This is a genomic window from Pseudomonas sp., assembly GCF_035512415.1.
GTDB lineage: Bacteria > Pseudomonadota > Gammaproteobacteria > Pseudomonadales > Pseudomonadaceae > Aquipseudomonas.
Map to the genome: position 1 here is coordinate 42,937 of NZ_DATKDZ010000035.1, position 16,990 is coordinate 59,926.

A 16,990-nucleotide genomic window follows, 5' to 3' on the forward strand; every position below is an offset into this window, starting at 1 on the left:
GCGGGGGCCATTTCCCGCGCAACCCGAAGGGCCAGGCCTGTTTTTGCGCGATGCTGCGTTTCTCGTCGCTTATTTGGAATGACCAAACCGCGCTCCTCGTGCCTTGTCTCGCGCAAAAACAGGCTCCGGCGCGGCCGCGAATGAAACGGCAACAGACCCTTGCTGCTAGGATTCAGTGCAGATCAGCGGGAGGTGTGATGAGCGATACAGAGGCAGTCGGCACGGTGGATGTGTTCCCTTATCTGCAGCAGCTTTACGAGCGTGGCGGCTCCGACCTGTTCTTCAGTGTCGGTGCACCGGCGCATATGAAGATCGAGGGCATCAGCCAGGCCCTCGATCAGCGCGTGCTCAGGGCTGGCGAGGTGCAGCAGCTGGCCTACCAGCTGATGAGCCAGAAGCAGATCATGGAGTTCGAGCGCGACCTGGAGATGAACCTGGCGGTCAGCGTGCAGAACGCCGGGCGCTTTCGGGTCAACGTCTACTACCAGCGCGGCGAAGTGAGCATGGTGGTGCGCCTGATCAAAAGCAGCATCCCCAATTTCGAGGCCCTGGGTCTGCCCCGGCTGCTGGAGAAACTCAGCATGCAGGACCGCGGCCTGATCCTGGTGGTGGGCGCGGCGGGTTCGGGCAAATCCACCACCCTGGCGGCCATGCTGGATTTTCGCAACCGCCACAAGGGCGGGCATATCGTCTGCATCGAAGACCCCATCGAGTTCCTCCACAGCCACCAGCAGTCGATCATCGACCAGCGCGAGGTGGGCCTGGACACCCACAGCTTTGCCGACGCCCTGCGCAATGTGCTGCGCGAGGCCCCGGACGTGATCATGCTCGGCGAAATCCGCGACGCGGCGACCATGCAGCACGCCCTGCACTATTCGGAAACCGGCCACCTGTGCCTGGCCACCCTGCACGCCACCAGCAGCAGCCACGCCATCGAGCGCATCGTGCGCTTCTTCCCTGACGAGGCGCGCAAGCAGGTGCTGGCCGACCTGGCGCAGAACCTTCTGGCGGTGGTCGGCCAGCGCCTGGTGCCGGGCCTGCAGCAGAAGCGCGTGGCCGCCATCGAGCTGATGCTCGGCACGCCCTATATCCGCGACCTGATCCAGCGCGACCAGCTCAGCGACCTGCGCGAAGCCACAGGGCGGGCCCTGGAGCAGGGCCTGCAAACCTTCGACCAACACCTCTACCGGCTGCTGGAAGGCGGGCGGATCAGCCTGACCGAAGCGCTCAAGTTCGCCGATTCGCGCACCGACCTGAGCCTCAAGGTCAAGCTGGAACGCGGCTTCAGCGCGGACGACAACGAGCACAAGGTGATGCGAGATTTCTGACCTGCCACTGGCGGGCGGCGTATAAGCAGCTATAGCTCAATACAGGGCCGCAGAAACATTGCTGGTGACGTTACCCGTTGCCGGCAGCCAATAACCGCCGGCCTGCCGCCAGGGAGGCTGCCGTTATGCTCACCCTGCTTAATCTTCTGTCTGCCGTCGCCCTGCTGATCTGGGGCACCCATATCGTCCGCAGTGGCATCCTGCGGGTGTATGGCTCGCACCTGCGCAAGGTGCTCAGCCATAACGTCAGCAAGCAGCCGCTGGCCTTTGCCGCAGGCATCGGCGTCACCGCCCTGGTGCAGAGCAGCAACGCTACCGCCCTGCTGGTCACCTCCTTCGTCGCCCAGGGCCTGATGGCGCTGGCCCCGGCGCTGGCGATCATGCTCGGCGCGGATGTCGGCACCGCGCTGATGGCGCGGGTGCTGACCTTCGACCTGAGCTGGCTAAGCCCGCTGCTGATCTTTCTCGGGGTGATCTTCTTTCTCTCGCGCAAGCAGACCCGCGCCGGCCAGCTCGGCCGTGTGGCCATCGGCCTGGGCCTGATGCTGCTGGCCCTGGAGCTGATAGTCGCGGCCGCCACGCCGATCACCGAGGCCCGCGGCATCCAGGTGCTGTTCGCCTCGCTGACCGGCGACCTGCTGCTCGACGCCCTGGTTGGCGCGCTGTTCGCGCTGATTTCCTACTCAAGCCTGGCGGCCGTGCTGCTTACCGCCATGCTGACCGGTGCCGGCTTGATCAGCCTGCCGGTGGCTATCGGCCTGGTGATCGGGGCGAATATCGGCAGCGGCGTGCTGGCCTTTCTCAACAGCAGCCTGCAGAGCCCGGCCGGACGCCGGGTGGCCCTGGGCAGCCTGCTGTACAAGGTGCTGGGGCTGCTGTTGGTGATGCCGCTGCTCGACCCGCTGGTGAGCTGGCTGGACAGCCTGAACTGGCGTCCCGAGGAGCTGGTAATCGGCTTCCATCTGCTCTACAACAGCCTGCGCTGCGTGCTGATGCTGCCCACGGTCGGGCTGATGGCGCGCTTCTGCAACTGGCTGCTGCCGGATCGCGCCGAAACCAGCGGCGTGGCCCGCCCGCGCCACCTCGACCCCACCGCCCTGGGCACACCGAGCCTGGCCCTGGCCAATGCGGTGCGCGAGACCCTGCGCATCGGCGATCTGGTGGAAACCATGCTCAACCATCTGCTGCAGGTGCTAGAAGGTAGCCAGCCGGCCTTGAGCAAGGAACTGCGCCGCCTGGATGACGATGTCGATGCGCTGTACAGCGCGGTCAAGCTGTACCTGGCCCAGGTCCCGCGGGAAGTGCTGAGCGAGCACGAAAGCCGGCGCTGGGCGGAGATCATCGAACTGGCGGTGAACCTGGAACAGGCCGGCGACATTATCGAGCGCATGCTCGGCAAAGTGCAGGACCAGAAGACCGCCCAGCGTCATTCCTTCTCCGACAGCGGCCTGGAAGAACTCAACAGCCTGCATGCGCAGTTGCTGGCCAACCTGCGCCTGGGGCTTTCGGTGTTTCTCTCCGGCGACAAGGAAAGCGCCCGTCAGCTGCTGCGCGAGAAGCGCCGCTTCCGCGCCCAGGAGCGCCGCCTGGCCCACGCCCATGTCGGCCGCCTGCACCGCCAGGTGGTGCAGAGCATCGAAACCAGCTCCCTGCACCTGGACCTGATCGGCGATATGAAACGGCTCAACTCGATGTTCTGCTCAAGCGCCTATGTGGTGCTGGAGGCGGGGGAAAGCGGGGCCCTGAACGCCGAGGAAGCGGGGGGCGAATAAGGCCATAACGGGGCCGGCGCAACTGCCTATGCGCGTCCGCACAAGATCCAACCAACCGAGCGCCAGCGCGCCTAGGGACAATGCCCCGAGGCGCGCTGACACGTCAGTCAGGCCTGTACGGTTTTCACTTCAGGCTCGCGTCGCCGCCGTTGCAGCCAGATGACTAGACCGAACAGCAGGAAGCCCGGAATCCACATCAGCTCCTTGGTCCAGCGATCCGTCGGGGCGCGGACGTTGAGAATTTCCTGATCGAATTCCAGGCCGGCTTCGGCCGCCGGGCTGCCGAAGGTGACGCTGTCGACCAGCACCTTGCCGCCCTCTTCATAGGTCAGCAGGCCAAGTTTCCCCAGGCGCTCTTCACCCGTGGCACCTTCCGGCACGGGCAGCAGCAGGCTGAACTCGCGGGCATCGCCCACGGCATCCTCGCCTTTGATGCGCAGACGCAGCTGGCTGCCATCGGCCACATCACCCAGGGCCTGGGCCAGCTGTGCAGGCGGGATGTCGCGGTAAGGGTCATGCACGATGTCCATCCAGAAGCCCGGACGGAACAGGGTGAACGCTACCAGCAACAGCAGCACGTTTTCGTACCAGCGGCTGCGCACCAGGAAGTAGCCCTGGCTGCCGGCGGCGAAGATCAGCATGGCGACGGTGGCGATGATAAAGATCAACACCCCGTGCCAGAAATCCACGTCGATCAGCAGCAGGTCAGTGTTGAAGATAAACAGGAACGGCAGCACCGCCGTGCGCAGGCTGTAATAGAAGGCCTGAATCCCGGTCTTGATCGGGTCGCCCTTGGACACCGCCGCCGCAGCGAACGAGGCCAGGCCCACCGGCGGCGTCACGTCGGCCATGATGCCGAAGTAGAAGACGAACAGGTGCACGGCAATCAGCGGCACGATCAGGCCGTTCTGCTGGCCGAGGGTGACGATCACCGGCACCAGCAGGCTGGATACCACGATGTAGTTGGCGGTGGTTGGCAAGCCCATGCCCAGCACCAGGCTGAAGATCGCCGTGAGCACCAACATCAGCAACAGGTTGCCCATCGACAGCAGCTCGACCAGATCGGCCAGCACCAGACCAACCCCGGTTTGCGACACCGCGCCGACGATGATGCCCGCCGCCGCCGTGGCAATGCCGATACCGATCATATTGCGTGCGCCAGCAATCAGGCCTTCGCGCAGGTCAATCACGCCATCCATAAACGAGCCGTGGGCATGCGTGCCATCGGTGCGCAGCCAGGTCAGCAGCGGACGCTGAGTCAGCAGGATGATGATTAGCATCACGCTGCCCCAGAAGGCCGATAGGCCGGGGGACAGGCGCTCGATCATCAGACACCAGACCAGCACCACTACCGGCAGCAGAAAGTGCAGCCCGGAAAGCAATACGGCGCGGGTTTGCGGCAACTTGTCGAGCGGCGCGTCCGGGTCTTCTGCCGGTAGCACCGGCACGCTGGCGGCGATTTTCAGCAGGCCCAGGTAGACCAGCGCCAGCAACGCGCCGACACCTGGCAGGGCGTACTCACCCAGCGCCGGCTTGAGCCAGCCGAGGCCGTAATACACCGCCAGTGACAGGCCACTGATCAGCGCCGCGCCGAAGGCGAAGCCGGTCAGGCGGCGCAGCCAGGGTTTGGGCTGGTGCCCGCCCACCGGCTGCAGGCCGAGCTTGAGGGATTCCAGATGGACGATATACAGCAGCGCGATATAGGAAATCGCCGCCGGCAGGAAGGCGTGTTTGATGATCTCGACATAGGGCATGCCGATGTACTCGACCATCAGAAAGGCCGCCGCGCCCATCACTGGCGGCATGATCTGGCCATTGACCGACGACGCCACTTCCACCGCGCCGGCCTTCTCCGCGGAGAAACCGGTGCGTTTCATCATCGGAATGGTAAAGGTGCCGGTGGTTACTACGTTGGCAATCGACGAGCCGGAAATCAGCCCGGTCAGCCCCGACGCCACTACGGCTGCCTTAGCCGGGCCACCGCGGAAGTGGCCGAGCATGCTGAAGGCCAGCTGAATAAAGTAATGCCCCGCGCCTGCGCGCTCGAGCAAGGCACCAAACAGCACGAAGAGAAACACGAAGCTGGTGGATACGCCGAGGGCGATGCCGAACACGCCTTCGGTGGTGATCCACTGGTGGTTGGCCATGGCATTGAAGCTGACCCCACGGTGCGCCAGCATCCCCGGCATATAGGGCCCGGCCAGGCTGTAAACGAGGAACAGCAGGGCGATGATCGCCAGTGGCGGGCCAAGCACTCGGCGGGTGGCTTCCAGCAGCAACGGGATGCCGATGCACGCGGTGAGCATATCCGCGGTGGTCAGACTGCCGGGGCGCAAGGCCAACTGTTGGTAGCAAATAAACAGGTAGGCGGCGCTGGATGCAGCGACCAGGCCCAGGGCGATATCCAGCAGCGGCACACGATCACGCGGCGACTTGCGAAAGGCCGGGTAGGCGAGAAACGCCAATAACAGGGCAAACGCCAGGTGGATAGAGCGGGTTTCGGTGTCGTTGAACACACCAATGCCGAACACGAACGGCAGCGGCGAGGCGATCCACAGCTGGAACAGCGACCAGAGCAGAGCCAGGCCGGTGATCACCTGCGCCATGGCCCCCAGCGGGATGCGCGCACCGACATCCTGGGCAATCAGTTCTTCGGTGGACAGTTGCTTGTCATGCATGGGTTGAACCTGCATTCGAGAGTACGGAAAACGGCAAAACCCGCAGCCGTACAGCTGCGGGTTTGCTTATCTGGAGACACTACCCGTTTATGGGCAAGGGGAAGCGTCAAACCTGTTTACGATCTCGCGAGCTAGAGCCCTGCAAGGCAAAAACAGGCGAGGAAGCGGAGTGTACTTTTGTACATGAGCATTCCGAGCCTGTTTTTAACGCAGCAGGGCCGACGCGCAGCAGATCGTCAGCAGGTTTTTACATCCAGCCACGTTCCTTGTAGTAACGCACTGCACCTTCATGCAGCTCTGCACTGAGGCCGACCTTGATCATGTCTTCTTCCTTCAGGTCGGCAAATGCAGGGTGCAGACGCTTGAAGCGATCAATGTTGTCGAATACCGATTTAACCAGCTGGTAGACCACTTCCGGGCTGGCCTTGGCCGAGGTGGAAAGCACCGCCTTGCCGCCGATCGATGGGGTTGGCGCGTCGTTGCCCTTGTACACGCCGCCAGGGATATCGGCCTTGGTGTAGTAGCTCTTCGCGGCCAGCAGCTTGTCGATTTCCGCACCGGTCACCGGTACCAGTACCGCGTCGGTGGTGGTGGTGGCTTCCTGGATGGCACCGTTCGGGTGGCCAACGAAGTAGGTCATCGCATCGATATTGTTATCGCCCAGGGCAGACGCCTGCTCGGCGGGCTTCAACTCGGCGGCCAGGGAGAAGGCGGAACGATCCCAGCCCTTGACCTGCATGATCTCTTCCAGGGTGTCGCGCTGACCGGAACCCGGGTTGCCGATATTCACGCGTTTGCCTTTGAGGTCATCGAAGCTGGTGATCTTGGCATCGCGGCGGGCGAGGATGGTGAACACCTCACTCTGCAGCGAGAACACCGCACGGATGTCCGCCATGGCACCTTCTTTCTCGAACGGCGCAGCGCCGTTCAGGGCCTTGTACTGGTGATCCGACTGCATGATGCCGAAGTTGAATTCGCCACTGCGGATGCCGTTGACGTTGGCCACGCCGCCGCCGCTGGCGGGTGCGTTGCACTTGATGCCGTGGTCAGCTGCGCCACGGTTGAGGAAGCGGCAGATCGACTGCCCTGCAACGTAATAGACGCCGGTTTGACCGCCGGTGCCGATGGTCACGAATTTCTCTTCGGCCTGTGCCGCGCTGCTCAGGGTGATACCTGCGAGTGCGACGGACAGGGCCCATGCCAGGGATTTGCCTTTCATGGGGTGTTCTCCTTTTCTGTTTGTTATTAAAACCGATCGAACCTTGTGGGCCGCACCGGAAGGACGAGAGTCTAACCGCTCGGTCAGAAGTTGCACGGCGTAATAGCACCGCGCTGGTTACCGAGTATTAACCGACCGCTTGACCGGCCTGCACAACGCCCTATGCAGCTAGACGTCTAAAAACTACCCTCAGGCCACAGCTTTGGGCAGAATCGGGCGATGGCAAACTCACCACTCGACTCGCAACACACCTCCGTCAGCGCCAGCATCACCCTGGCCGTACTGCATGCCGCCAGCCGCATGGGCCTGGTGCGCAGCCAGCTAATGAGCGAATGCGGCCTGGATGACAGCCAGCTCAGCGACCCCGACGCCCGCGTACCCTTCAGCACCCAGGAGCGCCTGTGGCAGGCTTTAAGCCGCATGCCCCACGGCGAACCCGGGCTGGCCCTGGGCAGCAACCTCGCCCCCGGCCCGTTCAGCGTGCTCGGATACCTGCTACAGAGTAGCCCAACCCTGGGCGATGCCCTGGCTGCCGGGCTGCGTTACCAGCGTCTGGTCGGCGAAGGCGGCGAAGTGCAACTGCGCGAGCAGGCCGATGAGTTGCAGCTGCTGTATCGCCCCCTGCACCCGGACCTGCCGGCCACCCGCACCCGGGTTCTGGCTTTGATGGCCTGTTGGGTGCAAATGTTCCAACCGCTGCTCAATGAGTGGCAATTACTCCGAGCGCAGTTCGTCCACGCCCAGCCGGCGGACCTGCAGGCCTACCAGACGGTGTTCGCCTGCCCGCTGCAGTTTGCCGCCGCCGATTACGGCCTGGTTCTGCCCAGAGCCCTGGCCGACGCGCCGCTGATCCAGGCCAACCCGCCGCTGCAGAACCTGTTGCGCCAGCATGCCGAGGCCCTGCTTGCACGCTTGCCCAGCGCCGGCCTGAGCGCCCGGGTGGTGGCCCTGCTCGGCGAACAGCTGGCCCGCGGCGAACCGGATCGCGCCGAGCTGGCGCGCCACCTGCACCTGAGCGAACGAACCCTGCAACGACGCCTGGCGGATGAGGGCTGCAATTACCAGCAACTGCTCAACGACACCCGCCGCCAACTGGCCGAGCACCACCTGAACAGCGGCAAACTGCCAGCCGCGGAAATAGCCCTGCTGCTGGGCTACTCCGAGCCCAGTGTATTTTTCCGCGCGTTTCGTCAATGGACTGGGCTAACGCCGGGGGAATATCGCAGTCGGCAACAGCCCGACTAGGATCAGCTGCGGCTGGCCATGCCCTGAGCCTGGAGAAACGCTAGAAACGCCTCCCGCGAGCTATAGCGCGGGCTATAGCCGAAGTCCTGTTTCAACCGGTTGTTGCTAAGCACCGGACGATAGCGCAGAAAGTCCAGCTGCTCGGGGCCGTACTGGCTTAGCCCCAGGGGCTTGAGCAGGCTCAGGGCGGCGCGTACCAGCCAGGCCGGCAGGGCGCGGTAGGGTTTGCCGAGCAGCGCGGCGATTTCCCGCAGCGACAGTGCGCCATCCCCGGCCAGGTTGAAGATCCCCTCGCTGCGCTCGCGCAGGCCGCGGCAGATGATGTCGATCACGTCCTGATCCCAGATAAACACGAAGCGGCTGTCGCTGCCGCGAATGCCTAGCACCGCGGGCTTCTTGAACAGGTCGCTGATCGGGTTGTTGACCTGCTTGCCGAGGATGGTGCCCGGCCGCAGCACCAGCTGCTTGAGCTGCGGCTGGTGCAGGCGCGCGTCGGCCAGTAACTGTTCGATTTCGAGCTTGTGCCGGGCATAGGCGAACTGGGCATGGCCGCGCAGGGGCTGGTCTTCGTCCAGCCATTCGGCATTGCGCGGGTCATAGCCGTAGGCGGCTCCGGAACTGGTGACAATCAGTTGCTCGACGCCTTGAGCCACGGCCGCCTGCACGATCGCCCGGGTGCCGCCGACATCGATGGCGTGCAGCTGCGCCTCGCTCATGCCCGGCGGCGGGGTGATCACCGAGGCCAGGTGCACGATGGCCTGGGGCTTGTGGCGGGCCACGCACTGCTGCACCGCCAGCGTCTGGCTGATATCCAGCAGCACCGGTTCGACATTGGCCGGCAGGGCGGCACTGGATTGGGCGCGGATATCGGCGGCGATCAGCGTCCATTGCGGCTGCTGGATGGCCAACTGGTTGAGCAGTTGCTGGCCGATATAGCCGGCCGCGCCGGTGATCAAGACACGCATGCAGTACTCCGGGCGCGTCCTGCGCTGGTTTGATCGTGGATTGGCGGGTTGTCCCTGCAGCCTAAAACGGCAGCTGCCAGACGACAGTGGCAGGCCGGGCCAGTGGCCGTGACTATTTGCGCCAAAGGGCTGGTTCTTTTGCCGGTGCGCCGCGCTATGCTCTGCGCCTCGTCTTATCTGCCCGTTCCAGGAGTAGCGCCATGCACCGCTGGCAAGCCGTTGACCGTACGACCGCCATGCCGAGTGCTCGCTGATGATCTGGAGAAACCTGCTACCAAGCCTGGTCGCCCTGGTTCAGCGTCACCCCGGGCTGGTGGCGATCTTCGGTTTTGCCTCGGGGCTGGCAAGTTTCCTGCTGGTCGAACGCCATGCCGAACTGGCCCAGGTGCTGGCCTCGGTGATGCTGGTCAGCTGGTTATGGCTGATGCTGGAAAACATCCTGCGCGAGCGCATTGCCCAGTGGTTCGGTTTCGAGCTGCCGCCGCCCCTGCTGCGCTATGCGACCCAGATGATTCACCAGGAAAGTCTGTTCTTCGTCCTGCCGTTCTTCTTTATCACCACCACCTGGAACAGCGGCCAGGCCCTGTTCACCGGCCTGCTGGGGATCGCCGCACTGCTGTCGATCATCGACCCGCTGTATTACCGCTGGCTGGCCCCCAAGCGCTGGCTGTTTCTCGCCTATCACAGCCTGGCGCTGTTCGCGGTGCTGCTTACGGCGCTGCCGATCATCTTCCAACTGACCACCCCGCAGAGTTACCAGCTGGCGCTGGCGGCGTCGGCGGTACTGTCGTTCCCCTCGCTGTTCGCCATCATCACCGTGCGGCGCTGGTGGCGCGGCCTGCTGCTGGTCGGCCTGACCCTGGTGCTGGCTGCGGGCGGCTGGCTGGCGCGGGTCTGGGTACCACCGGCGACTCTGTGGCTGACCGAGGTGGCGGTGACCATCCATCTGGATAACAAGAACCGTGCCCCGGGCCAAAGCCTCAAGCTGATCAGCGTCGCCCAGCTGCGCAGCGAGGGGCTGTACGCCTATACCGCGATCAACGCCCCGCGCGGGCTGAGCGAGCGGATCTACCACGTCTGGCGGCACAATGGCCGCGAGATCGAACGGATCGCCCTAGATATCCATGGTGGGCGCAAGGAGGGCTATCGCGCCTGGACCCACAAGCAGAACTTCCCCGGGCAACCGGCGGGCAACTGGCAGGTGCAGGTGCTGACCGAAGCCGGGCAGATGATCGGTGTGCTGCGTTTCAAGGTGGCGGAGTAGCGGGTAGGTTGGAGCACTGCAAATTGACCGTGGGAGGCGCTTTAGCGGCGTTGGCGCGCAGCGCCCTTGATCGCGGCTTTCGTGGCTACGACTGCCGGGATGCAGGAGGTAGAGCGAAGCAGGATGCCCGAGCCGAAAGCCCCTCCCACCCAGAGCCTCACCAGCCCCGGAGCGCGCCCTGGCGGCTGCGCCGCTTAGCCGAAGAACCAGTAACATACGCCAATGGCCGCGAGTATCCCGGCAAAGTCCGCCAGCAACGCGCAGCCCACGGCATGGCGGGCGCGCTGGATGCCAACCGCGCCGAAATACACCGCCAGCACGTAGAAAGTGGTCTCGGTACTGCCCTGTACCGTCGCGGCCAACAAGGCGGGGAAGCTGTCGACGCCAAAGGTCTGCATGGTCTCGATCAACATGGCGCGCGCGCCGCTGCCGGAGAAGGGCTTCATCAGCGCGGTGGGCAGGGCATCGATAAAGCGGGTGTCCCAACCCAGCCACTGGACCAGGCTGCGCACCCCGTCCAGGCCGAAATCCAGGGCCCCGGAAGCACGGAATACGCCGATGGCGCAGAGCATGGCCACCAGATAGGGCAGCAGGCTCTTGGCCACGTCGAAGCCTTCCTTGGCCCCTTCGATAAAGCTCTCGTAGACCGGCACCCGACGCCACGCGCCGACCAGCAGAAACAGCAGGATCAGGCCGAACAGGGTGAGGTTGCCAAGCAGCGAGGACAGCGCCGCCAGGGCCGTGCTCGACAGCCCCGCCAGCAGCGCCATAAAGCTGCCCAGTAGCAGCGCCCCGGGAATCAGGTAGGCCAGCACCACCGGATCCCACAGACGCAGGCGCTGGACCAGGGCCACGGCCAGCAGCCCCGCCAGGGTGGAGGCGCAGGTGGCCAGCAGAATCGGCAGAAACACCAGGGTCGGGTCGGCCGCGCCTTGCTGCACCCGGTACATAAAGATCGACACCGGCAGCAGGGTCAGGGATGAGGTGTTGAGCACCAGAAAGAGGATTTGCGCATTGCTTGCCACGGTCGGGCTGGGGTTGAGTTCCTGCAGGGCGCGCATGGCCTTGAGGCCGATCGGGGTGGCGGCATTGTCCAGCCCCAGGCCGTTGGCAGCGAAGTTGAGGGTGATAAAACCCAGCGCCGGATGGCCGCGGGGGACGTCCGGCATCAGCCGCGCGAATAGCGGGCCGAGGGCGCGGCCAAGCAAATTGACCAGGCCGGCTTTTTCAGCGATGCGTAGAAAGCCCAGCCAGAGGGTGAGGGTGCCGAACAGCACCACCATGATTTCCACTGACAGCTTGGCCATGGCAAACAGGCTTTCGACCATGGCGGCAAACACCGCCGGGTCGTCGCCCAGTAGCCAGCGCGTCAGCGCGGCGAACGCCGCGACCACGAAAAATCCCAGCCACAAGCCGTTAAGCATGCCCCATCCCCCTTAAATGCGATGGGCGCGATGATAGCGCGGCTGAACGGAGCATGCTTGGCGGCGATGGGCGGGCCCGCTGCAGGGCGTTAAGCCCGTACAGCAAGGCCCGTGGCTTTAGCCCCGAGGGCGGCGGCCCATGATAAAGGACACAACAAACAGCACCAGAAACACCACGAAGAGAATCTTCGCGATACCCGTAGCCGTGCCGGCGATACCACCAAAGCCCAGTACGGCGGCGACGATGGCGATGATCAGAAAGGTAATGGCCCAACTTAACATGGTCTTGCTCCTTGGCCGCGATGGCCTGTTGACGAACGGGGCGGGCGGGCCGCCCCGTTAGAGGTTACTGCAGGGAGTGCTTGAGGGCACGCATGCGGTCATGGTTGGCACGGACCTTGGGCATTTCTACCGTCAGCAGTGCGTGCACGTCCGGCTCGGCGCTTTCCAGCGCATCCTCGAAGGCATGCAGGATGCGATCTTCGGCTTCTTCCAGCTGGGCTACGTAGGTGGCTTCCTTGTCACTGGTCAGGCTCGCCTTGGTATCGGCATAAACCTGGCGCAGTTTGCCGGTAAAGGTGCCACCGGTAGCCGGGGTTTCCTGATTGGCCGCGACCTTTACCGAAAGCGCGCGAATCAACTCGGTTTTGCTCTGCGACATGTCGCGGAACAACACCTGCAGACGCACGTCCTTCACTTCATCGTGGGCATGTTGATAAAACTGCTGGCCGTCACGGGTGATTTCGATCAGTTCATTCAGTTGCGCAGTCTTGTCGCTCATCTTGTAACTCCTTGGGCGTGCATGGGTTGCACGCTATTGGGCGGGTTGAGCGGCCACAGGGCCGCTGTCCGAATGGGTTAGCCAGCGACGCTCAGGGCGTCGGCCTTGACCCCGCGAACGCCGCGGATATTGCGTGCGGTTTCGACGGCCAGTTGCTTCTGTTCGCTGCTCGATACGCTGCCGCCGAGGCTGACCTGGCCGGCCTTGGTGGTGACCGAGATGTCCAGGCCGTCCAGATTGCGGTTGTAGATAAAGCTGGATTTCACCTTGCTGGTGATCCAGGTATCGCTGATGGCCTGGCCGGCATCATCAGCGGCGTTCTGGGTCTTGGCCGCGGCAGTGGCGTCACCGCTGACGCTGATCTGGTTATCGACCTTGCGCACGCCATCGGTGTTGCTCGCCAGGCTGCCGGCGAGGTCCTTGGCCGCCTGGCTCTGGGCATCACCGCTGAGGGTGAGGTTGCCGTTGTCGGCCTTCACCTTGATATCCAGGCCCTCGGTGTTGCTGTTCCACAGCAGCTTGGATTTCACCGTGGCGACCGTGGTGGCGTCATCGAAACGCTGCGCCATGGTCGGCTTACTGTTGGTCTGTCTTTCGACGTTGGGGTCGACCTTGAGCTGGTTATCAACCTTGGTCACGCCTTCGATGCCCAGGGCCAGCTGCTCGGCCAGGTCGCGCTCGACGTCGGTTTCGACGCTACCGGTGAGCTTGGCGCTGCCGTTTTCCACATCCACGTCGATGGTGAAGGGATTGAGGTGGCGGTTAAGGGCGAAGGTGGTCCAGATCGAGCCTTCCTGGCGGGCCTCGGTAAGCTGACGGCTGGTATCGCCCTCGGCAGCGAAGGCACTAAATGGCACTAGGCCAATCAGGCCTGCGGTTGCTGTGGCCAGGGCCAGAGTTTTCAGTTTATGCATGGCAGTTGCTCCAATTTAGTCACGATCAATCAGCCGCTTGTCGCAGCTGTTACCCATACTTCGCAAGCCCCGTGCCAGCCTCAATTAATAAATAAACCTTTTGTTATCAAATACTTATTCAATCAAACAGATGAGCGCCTGCATGCAGCTTGCATGATCGTCCGTGCAGCGCCGTGCAACTTGCACGACATCCCGCGGACTAACCCCTTGCACTCGGTATATGGAGAAGGACATGCACGCAACGGCGATGGAACAGAACAACGGGCGCATTCTGCTGGTCGATGACGAGTCGGCCATTCTGCGAACTTTCCGTTATTGCCTGGAAGACCAGGGCTATCGGGTCAGCACTGCCACCACCGCGGCCCAAGCCCATGCCTTGTTGCTGCGCCAGGTCTTTGACCTGTGTTTTCTCGACCTGCGCCTGGGCGCGGATGATGGCCTCGAAGTGCTGGCACAGATGCGTCAGCAGGCCCCCTGGATGCGGGTGGTGATCGTCACCGCCCATTCGGCGGTGGACAGCGCGGTGGATGCCATCCAGACCGGTGCCGCGGACTATCTGGTCAAGCCCTGCAGCCCCGAGCAGCTGCGTCTGGCCGCCGCCAAGCAGCTGGAAGCGCGGCAGATGGTCGAGCGCCTGGAAAGCCTGGAAGGCTATGTGCGCAAGCCCGGCACCGACCTCGACTCGCAAAGCCCGGCGCTGATGGCGGTGCTGGAGACTGCCCGGCAGGTAGCCGACACCGATGCCAATATCCTGATTCTCGGCGAATCCGGCACCGGCAAGGGCGAACTGGCCCAGGCCATCCACCGCTGGAGCAAGCGCGCGAAAAAGTCCTGCGTGACCATCAATTGCCCATCGCTGAGCGCCGAACTGCTCGAGAGCGAACTGTTCGGCCATAGCCGCGGGGCCTTTACCGGGGCCAGCGAGAGCACCCTGGGACGGGTCAGCCAGGCCGATGGTGGCAGCCTGTTTCTCGACGAGATCGGCGACTTCCCCTTGATCCTGCAGCCCAAGCTACTGCGCTTTATCCAGGACAAGGCCTACGAGCGCGTCGGCGACCCGGTGACCCGCCAGGCCGACGTGCGGATCCTCGCGGCCACCAACCTCAATCTGGATGAGATGGTACGCGAGGGGCGCTTTCGCGAAGACCTGCTGTACCGCCTGAACGTGATCACCCTGACCCTGCCGCCGCTGCGCGAGCGTCGCGAGGATATCCTCGACCTGGCCGAGCGCTTTCTGGCCCGCTTCGTGGTGGAGTATGCCCGCCCCGCCCGCAACTTCAGCGACGACGCGCGGGCGGCGCTGCTGGAGTACCCCTGGCCGGGCAATATCCGCGAACTGCGAAATGTGGTCGAACGCGCCAGCATTATCTGCACCGAGGCATTGGTGCAGATCAGCCACCTGGGGCTGAGCGTTCATCACTGCACCAGCCAGCCCCAGGTCGGCGATCCGCTGAGCCTGGAGGCATTGGAGAAAGCCCATATCAGCGCCATCCTGGCCAGTTGCGAGAGCCTCGATCAGGCCGCCAGAACCCTCGGCATCGACGCCTCGACCCTGTACCGCAAGCGCAAGCAGCTGAGCCTGTGACGCTACGCAACCGCCTGCTGCTAAGCAGCGGCGCGCTGCTGACGGTGGCGCTGATTGGCCTGTTGCTGGGGATCTTCAGCGTGCTGCAGCTGACCCAGGTGCAAAGCCAGGCGATGCAGCGCAACCTGCAGATCATCGATGCCAGCCTGGGCCTGCGTCAGGAACAGGGCAAGCAGGTGCTCCTGCTGCTGGCCGAAGACCTCGACCGGCCCGCGCTCAAAGCCTCCAACCAGCGCTTCCGGCAATGGCTGCAGCGCGCCGAAGAGAGCGCGATGGATGCCAGCGACCGCCAGGCCATTGCCCAGATCAAGCGCGCCTACGCCCCGTTCGACGAGCTGCTGGCCAAGCCGCTGACCGTACGCCGCGAGCTGCTCAGCAATGACCAGTTCGGCCAGGCCATGGACGTGCTCAGTGAACGTATCAATGCCGTGCAGCTGCGCTATGTCGCCGCCGTGGAACAGGCTGAGGCCAGTTCGCGCCAGCGCGCCTGGCTGATCTCCGGGCTACTCGGGCTGATTGGCCTGGCCATGCTGCTGATCGGTTTCGCCAGCGCCCACGGCATCGCCCAGCGCTTCGGCCAGCCGATCGAAATCCTCGCGCGCGCCGCCGACCAGATTGGTCAGGGCGACTTTCGGGTCACCTTGCCCGTCACCCCGGTGGCGGAGATGTCCGCCCTGAGCCAGCGCTTCGGCCTGATGGCCGAGGCCCTGCGCGAGTTCAAGAACAGCGACGTCGAGGCCCTGCAGGCCGAACAGCACCGCCTGCAGGCAGTGCTCGACAGCATCGACGATGGCCTGCTGATCTTCGACTGCCAGGGCCGCATCGAACACTTCAACCCGGTGGCGCGACGGCAGCTTTGCTGGGACGCCAAGTACCTGGGCCGCGAACTCGGCGAAGCGTTGCAGCGTCCCGAACTGAGCACGCAGCTGCAGCAGGTCTTGCAGGGCGAAAGCCTGGATGGGGAACTGGACGACCTGCAGATCGAGGTCGCCGGCGAGAAACGCCTGCTGGCCTACAGCCTGTCGGCGGTCAGTCACGGCGAGGGCGGCTTTATGTGCGCGGTGATGGTGCTGCGCGATGTCACCGAGCAGCGCATGTTCGAGCAGGTGCGCAGCGAGTTCGTGCTGCGCGCCTCCCACGAACTGCGCACCCCGGTTACCGGCATGCTGATGGCCTTGTCGCTGTTGCAGGAGCGCCTGGACTTCCCGCCGGCCTCGCGCGAGGCGGATCTGCTGAGCACCCTCGACGAGGAAATGCACCGGCTGCTGCGGCTGATCAACGACCTGCTGGATTTCTCGCGCTACCAGAACGGCCTGCAGAGCCTGAAGCTGTCGAGCCAGGTTCTCGAACCCCTGCTGCTGCAGGCGCAACAACGCTTTAGCGTCCAGGCCGAGGAACTGGGAGTGGCCATCAGTACCCAGCTGCAGGCCGAGTTGCCGCCACTTGAGATCGACCCGCTGCAGATCGAGCGGGTGCTCGACAACCTGATCGGCAATGCCCTGCGCCACAGCCAGCCAGGCGGCGAAATCCGCCTGCACGCCAGCCCCCAGGGCGGGCGAGTGCTGATCAGCGTGGAAGACAGCGGCGAGGGCATTGCCCACAACCAGCAGGCACGGATCTTCGAGCCCTTCGTCCAGTTCGGCCAGCGCCGCGGTGGGGCCGGCCTGGGTCTGGCCCTGTGCAAGGAAATCGTCCAGCTGCACGGCGGCTATATCGGCGTGCGCTCGCAGGTCGGCCAAGGCGCGCAGTTCTACCTGCTGTTGCCGGTCTCACCTGACTCGGCTGCGGCAAGCCCATCGTTACAGGCGTAAGGCC

13 protein-coding genes are annotated in these 16,990 nt (G+C 64.1%); 6 read left to right on the top strand and 7 right to left on the bottom strand.

Annotated elements, in window-relative coordinates; all coding sequences use genetic code 11:
* Window positions 1-197: 197 nt before the first annotated feature.
* Window positions 198-1,328 (top strand): PilT/PilU family type 4a pilus ATPase, encoded by a 1,131-nt coding sequence (locus VMP31_RS16870; protein WP_325508861.1) that lies wholly within the window; start codon window positions 198-200, stop codon window positions 1,326-1,328.
* Between the two features lie 125 nt (window positions 1,329-1,453).
* Window positions 1,454-3,100, top strand: a complete 1,647-nt coding sequence (locus tag VMP31_RS16875; protein ID WP_325508862.1) for a Na/Pi cotransporter family protein — start codon at window positions 1,454-1,456, stop codon at window positions 3,098-3,100.
* Window positions 3,101-3,207: 107 nt separating this feature from the next.
* Here the strand turns inward: VMP31_RS16875 and VMP31_RS16880 are convergent, their stop codons facing one another.
* The gene (locus tag VMP31_RS16880; RefSeq protein WP_325508863.1) at window positions 3,208-5,778 is read right to left on the bottom strand and encodes a TRAP transporter permease; all 2,571 of its coding nucleotides are present in this window, start codon (window positions 5,776-5,778) and stop codon (window positions 3,208-3,210) included.
* Between the two features lie 247 nt (window positions 5,779-6,025).
* Window positions 6,026-6,997: a TAXI family TRAP transporter solute-binding subunit gene (locus VMP31_RS16885; RefSeq protein ID WP_325508864.1), complete on the bottom strand. Its 972-nt coding sequence runs from the start codon at window positions 6,995-6,997 to the stop codon at window positions 6,026-6,028.
* Between the two features lie 219 nt (window positions 6,998-7,216).
* On the opposite strand from VMP31_RS16885, the gene VMP31_RS16890 reads away from it, so the two are divergent.
* The gene (locus VMP31_RS16890) at window positions 7,217-8,242 is read left to right on the top strand and encodes an AraC family transcriptional regulator (protein ID WP_325508865.1); all 1,026 of its coding nucleotides are present in this window, start codon (window positions 7,217-7,219) and stop codon (window positions 8,240-8,242) included.
* A gap of 2 nt (window positions 8,243-8,244) precedes the next feature.
* Here VMP31_RS16890 and VMP31_RS16895 read toward each other — a convergent pair whose 3' ends face one another.
* Window positions 8,245-9,207, bottom strand: a complete 963-nt coding sequence (locus VMP31_RS16895) for an SDR family oxidoreductase (protein WP_325508866.1) — start codon at window positions 9,205-9,207, stop codon at window positions 8,245-8,247.
* Window positions 9,208-9,460: 253 nt separating this feature from the next.
* Here VMP31_RS16895 and VMP31_RS16900 point away from each other — a divergent pair, with 253 nt between their 5' ends.
* Window positions 9,461-10,471, top strand: coding sequence for a DUF5924 family protein (locus tag VMP31_RS16900; protein WP_325508867.1), 1,011 nt, complete (start codon window positions 9,461-9,463; stop codon window positions 10,469-10,471).
* A gap of 194 nt (window positions 10,472-10,665) precedes the next feature.
* Here VMP31_RS16900 and VMP31_RS16905 read toward each other — a convergent pair whose 3' ends face one another.
* From VMP31_RS16905 to VMP31_RS16920, 4 genes are all read right to left on the bottom strand, one after another.
* On the bottom strand, window positions 10,666-11,895 hold the full coding sequence (locus tag VMP31_RS16905; RefSeq protein ID WP_325508868.1) for a nucleoside recognition domain-containing protein: 1,230 nt from the start codon (window positions 11,893-11,895) through the stop codon (window positions 10,666-10,668).
* A 117-nt stretch (window positions 11,896-12,012) separates the two neighbouring features.
* Window positions 12,013-12,177: a DUF1328 domain-containing protein gene (locus VMP31_RS16910; RefSeq protein ID WP_325508869.1), complete on the bottom strand. Its 165-nt coding sequence runs from the start codon at window positions 12,175-12,177 to the stop codon at window positions 12,013-12,015.
* 64 nt (window positions 12,178-12,241) lie between these two features.
* A complete protein-coding gene (locus VMP31_RS16915; protein WP_325508870.1) occupies window positions 12,242-12,676 on the bottom strand; it encodes a PA2169 family four-helix-bundle protein in 435 nt (144 codons plus the stop codon).
* 77 nt (window positions 12,677-12,753) lie between these two features.
* Window positions 12,754-13,590: a BON domain-containing protein gene (locus VMP31_RS16920; RefSeq protein WP_325508871.1), complete on the bottom strand. Its 837-nt coding sequence runs from the start codon at window positions 13,588-13,590 to the stop codon at window positions 12,754-12,756.
* A gap of 247 nt (window positions 13,591-13,837) precedes the next feature.
* Here VMP31_RS16920 and algB point away from each other — a divergent pair, with 247 nt between their 5' ends.
* On the top strand, window positions 13,838-15,175 hold the full coding sequence (gene algB, locus VMP31_RS16925; protein WP_414705469.1) for a sigma-54-dependent response regulator transcription factor AlgB: 1,338 nt from the start codon (window positions 13,838-13,840) through the stop codon (window positions 15,173-15,175).
* Entirely contained in the window at window positions 15,172-16,986 is a 1,815-nt protein-coding gene (locus tag VMP31_RS16930; RefSeq protein ID WP_325508873.1) for a KinB sensor domain-containing domain, read from the top strand. Before algB ends, VMP31_RS16930 begins: the two co-directional genes overlap by 4 nt.
* The last annotated feature ends 4 nt before the right edge of the window (window positions 16,987-16,990 follow it).

Excerpts from the sequence above, each read along its gene's own strand:
- VMP31_RS16915 (WP_325508870.1), bottom strand. The coding sequence starts at position 12,676 with ATGAGCGACAAGACTGCGCAACTGAATGAACTGATCGAAATCACCCGT.
- VMP31_RS16890 (WP_325508865.1), top strand. The coding sequence starts at position 7,217 with ATGGCAAACTCACCACTCGACTCGCAACACACCTCCGTCAGCGCCAGC.
- VMP31_RS16880 (WP_325508863.1), bottom strand. The coding sequence starts at position 5,778 with ATGCATGACAAGCAACTGTCCACCGAAGAACTGATTGCCCAGGATGTC.
- VMP31_RS16875 (WP_325508862.1), top strand. The coding sequence starts at position 1,454 with ATGCTCACCCTGCTTAATCTTCTGTCTGCCGTCGCCCTGCTGATCTGG.
- VMP31_RS16920 (WP_325508871.1), bottom strand. The coding sequence starts at position 13,590 with ATGCATAAACTGAAAACTCTGGCCCTGGCCACAGCAACCGCAGGCCTG.
- algB (WP_414705469.1), top strand. The coding sequence starts at position 13,838 with ATGGAACAGAACAACGGGCGCATTCTGCTGGTCGATGACGAGTCGGCC.
- VMP31_RS16900 (WP_325508867.1), top strand. The coding sequence starts at position 9,461 with ATGATCTGGAGAAACCTGCTACCAAGCCTGGTCGCCCTGGTTCAGCGT.
- VMP31_RS16905 (WP_325508868.1), bottom strand. The coding sequence starts at position 11,895 with ATGCTTAACGGCTTGTGGCTGGGATTTTTCGTGGTCGCGGCGTTCGCC.
- VMP31_RS16895 (WP_325508866.1), bottom strand. The coding sequence starts at position 9,207 with ATGCGTGTCTTGATCACCGGCGCGGCCGGCTATATCGGCCAGCAACTG.
- VMP31_RS16885 (WP_325508864.1), bottom strand. The coding sequence starts at position 6,997 with ATGAAAGGCAAATCCCTGGCATGGGCCCTGTCCGTCGCACTCGCAGGT.
- VMP31_RS16910 (WP_325508869.1), bottom strand. The coding sequence starts at position 12,177 with ATGTTAAGTTGGGCCATTACCTTTCTGATCATCGCCATCGTCGCCGCC.
- VMP31_RS16870 (WP_325508861.1), top strand. The coding sequence starts at position 198 with ATGAGCGATACAGAGGCAGTCGGCACGGTGGATGTGTTCCCTTATCTG.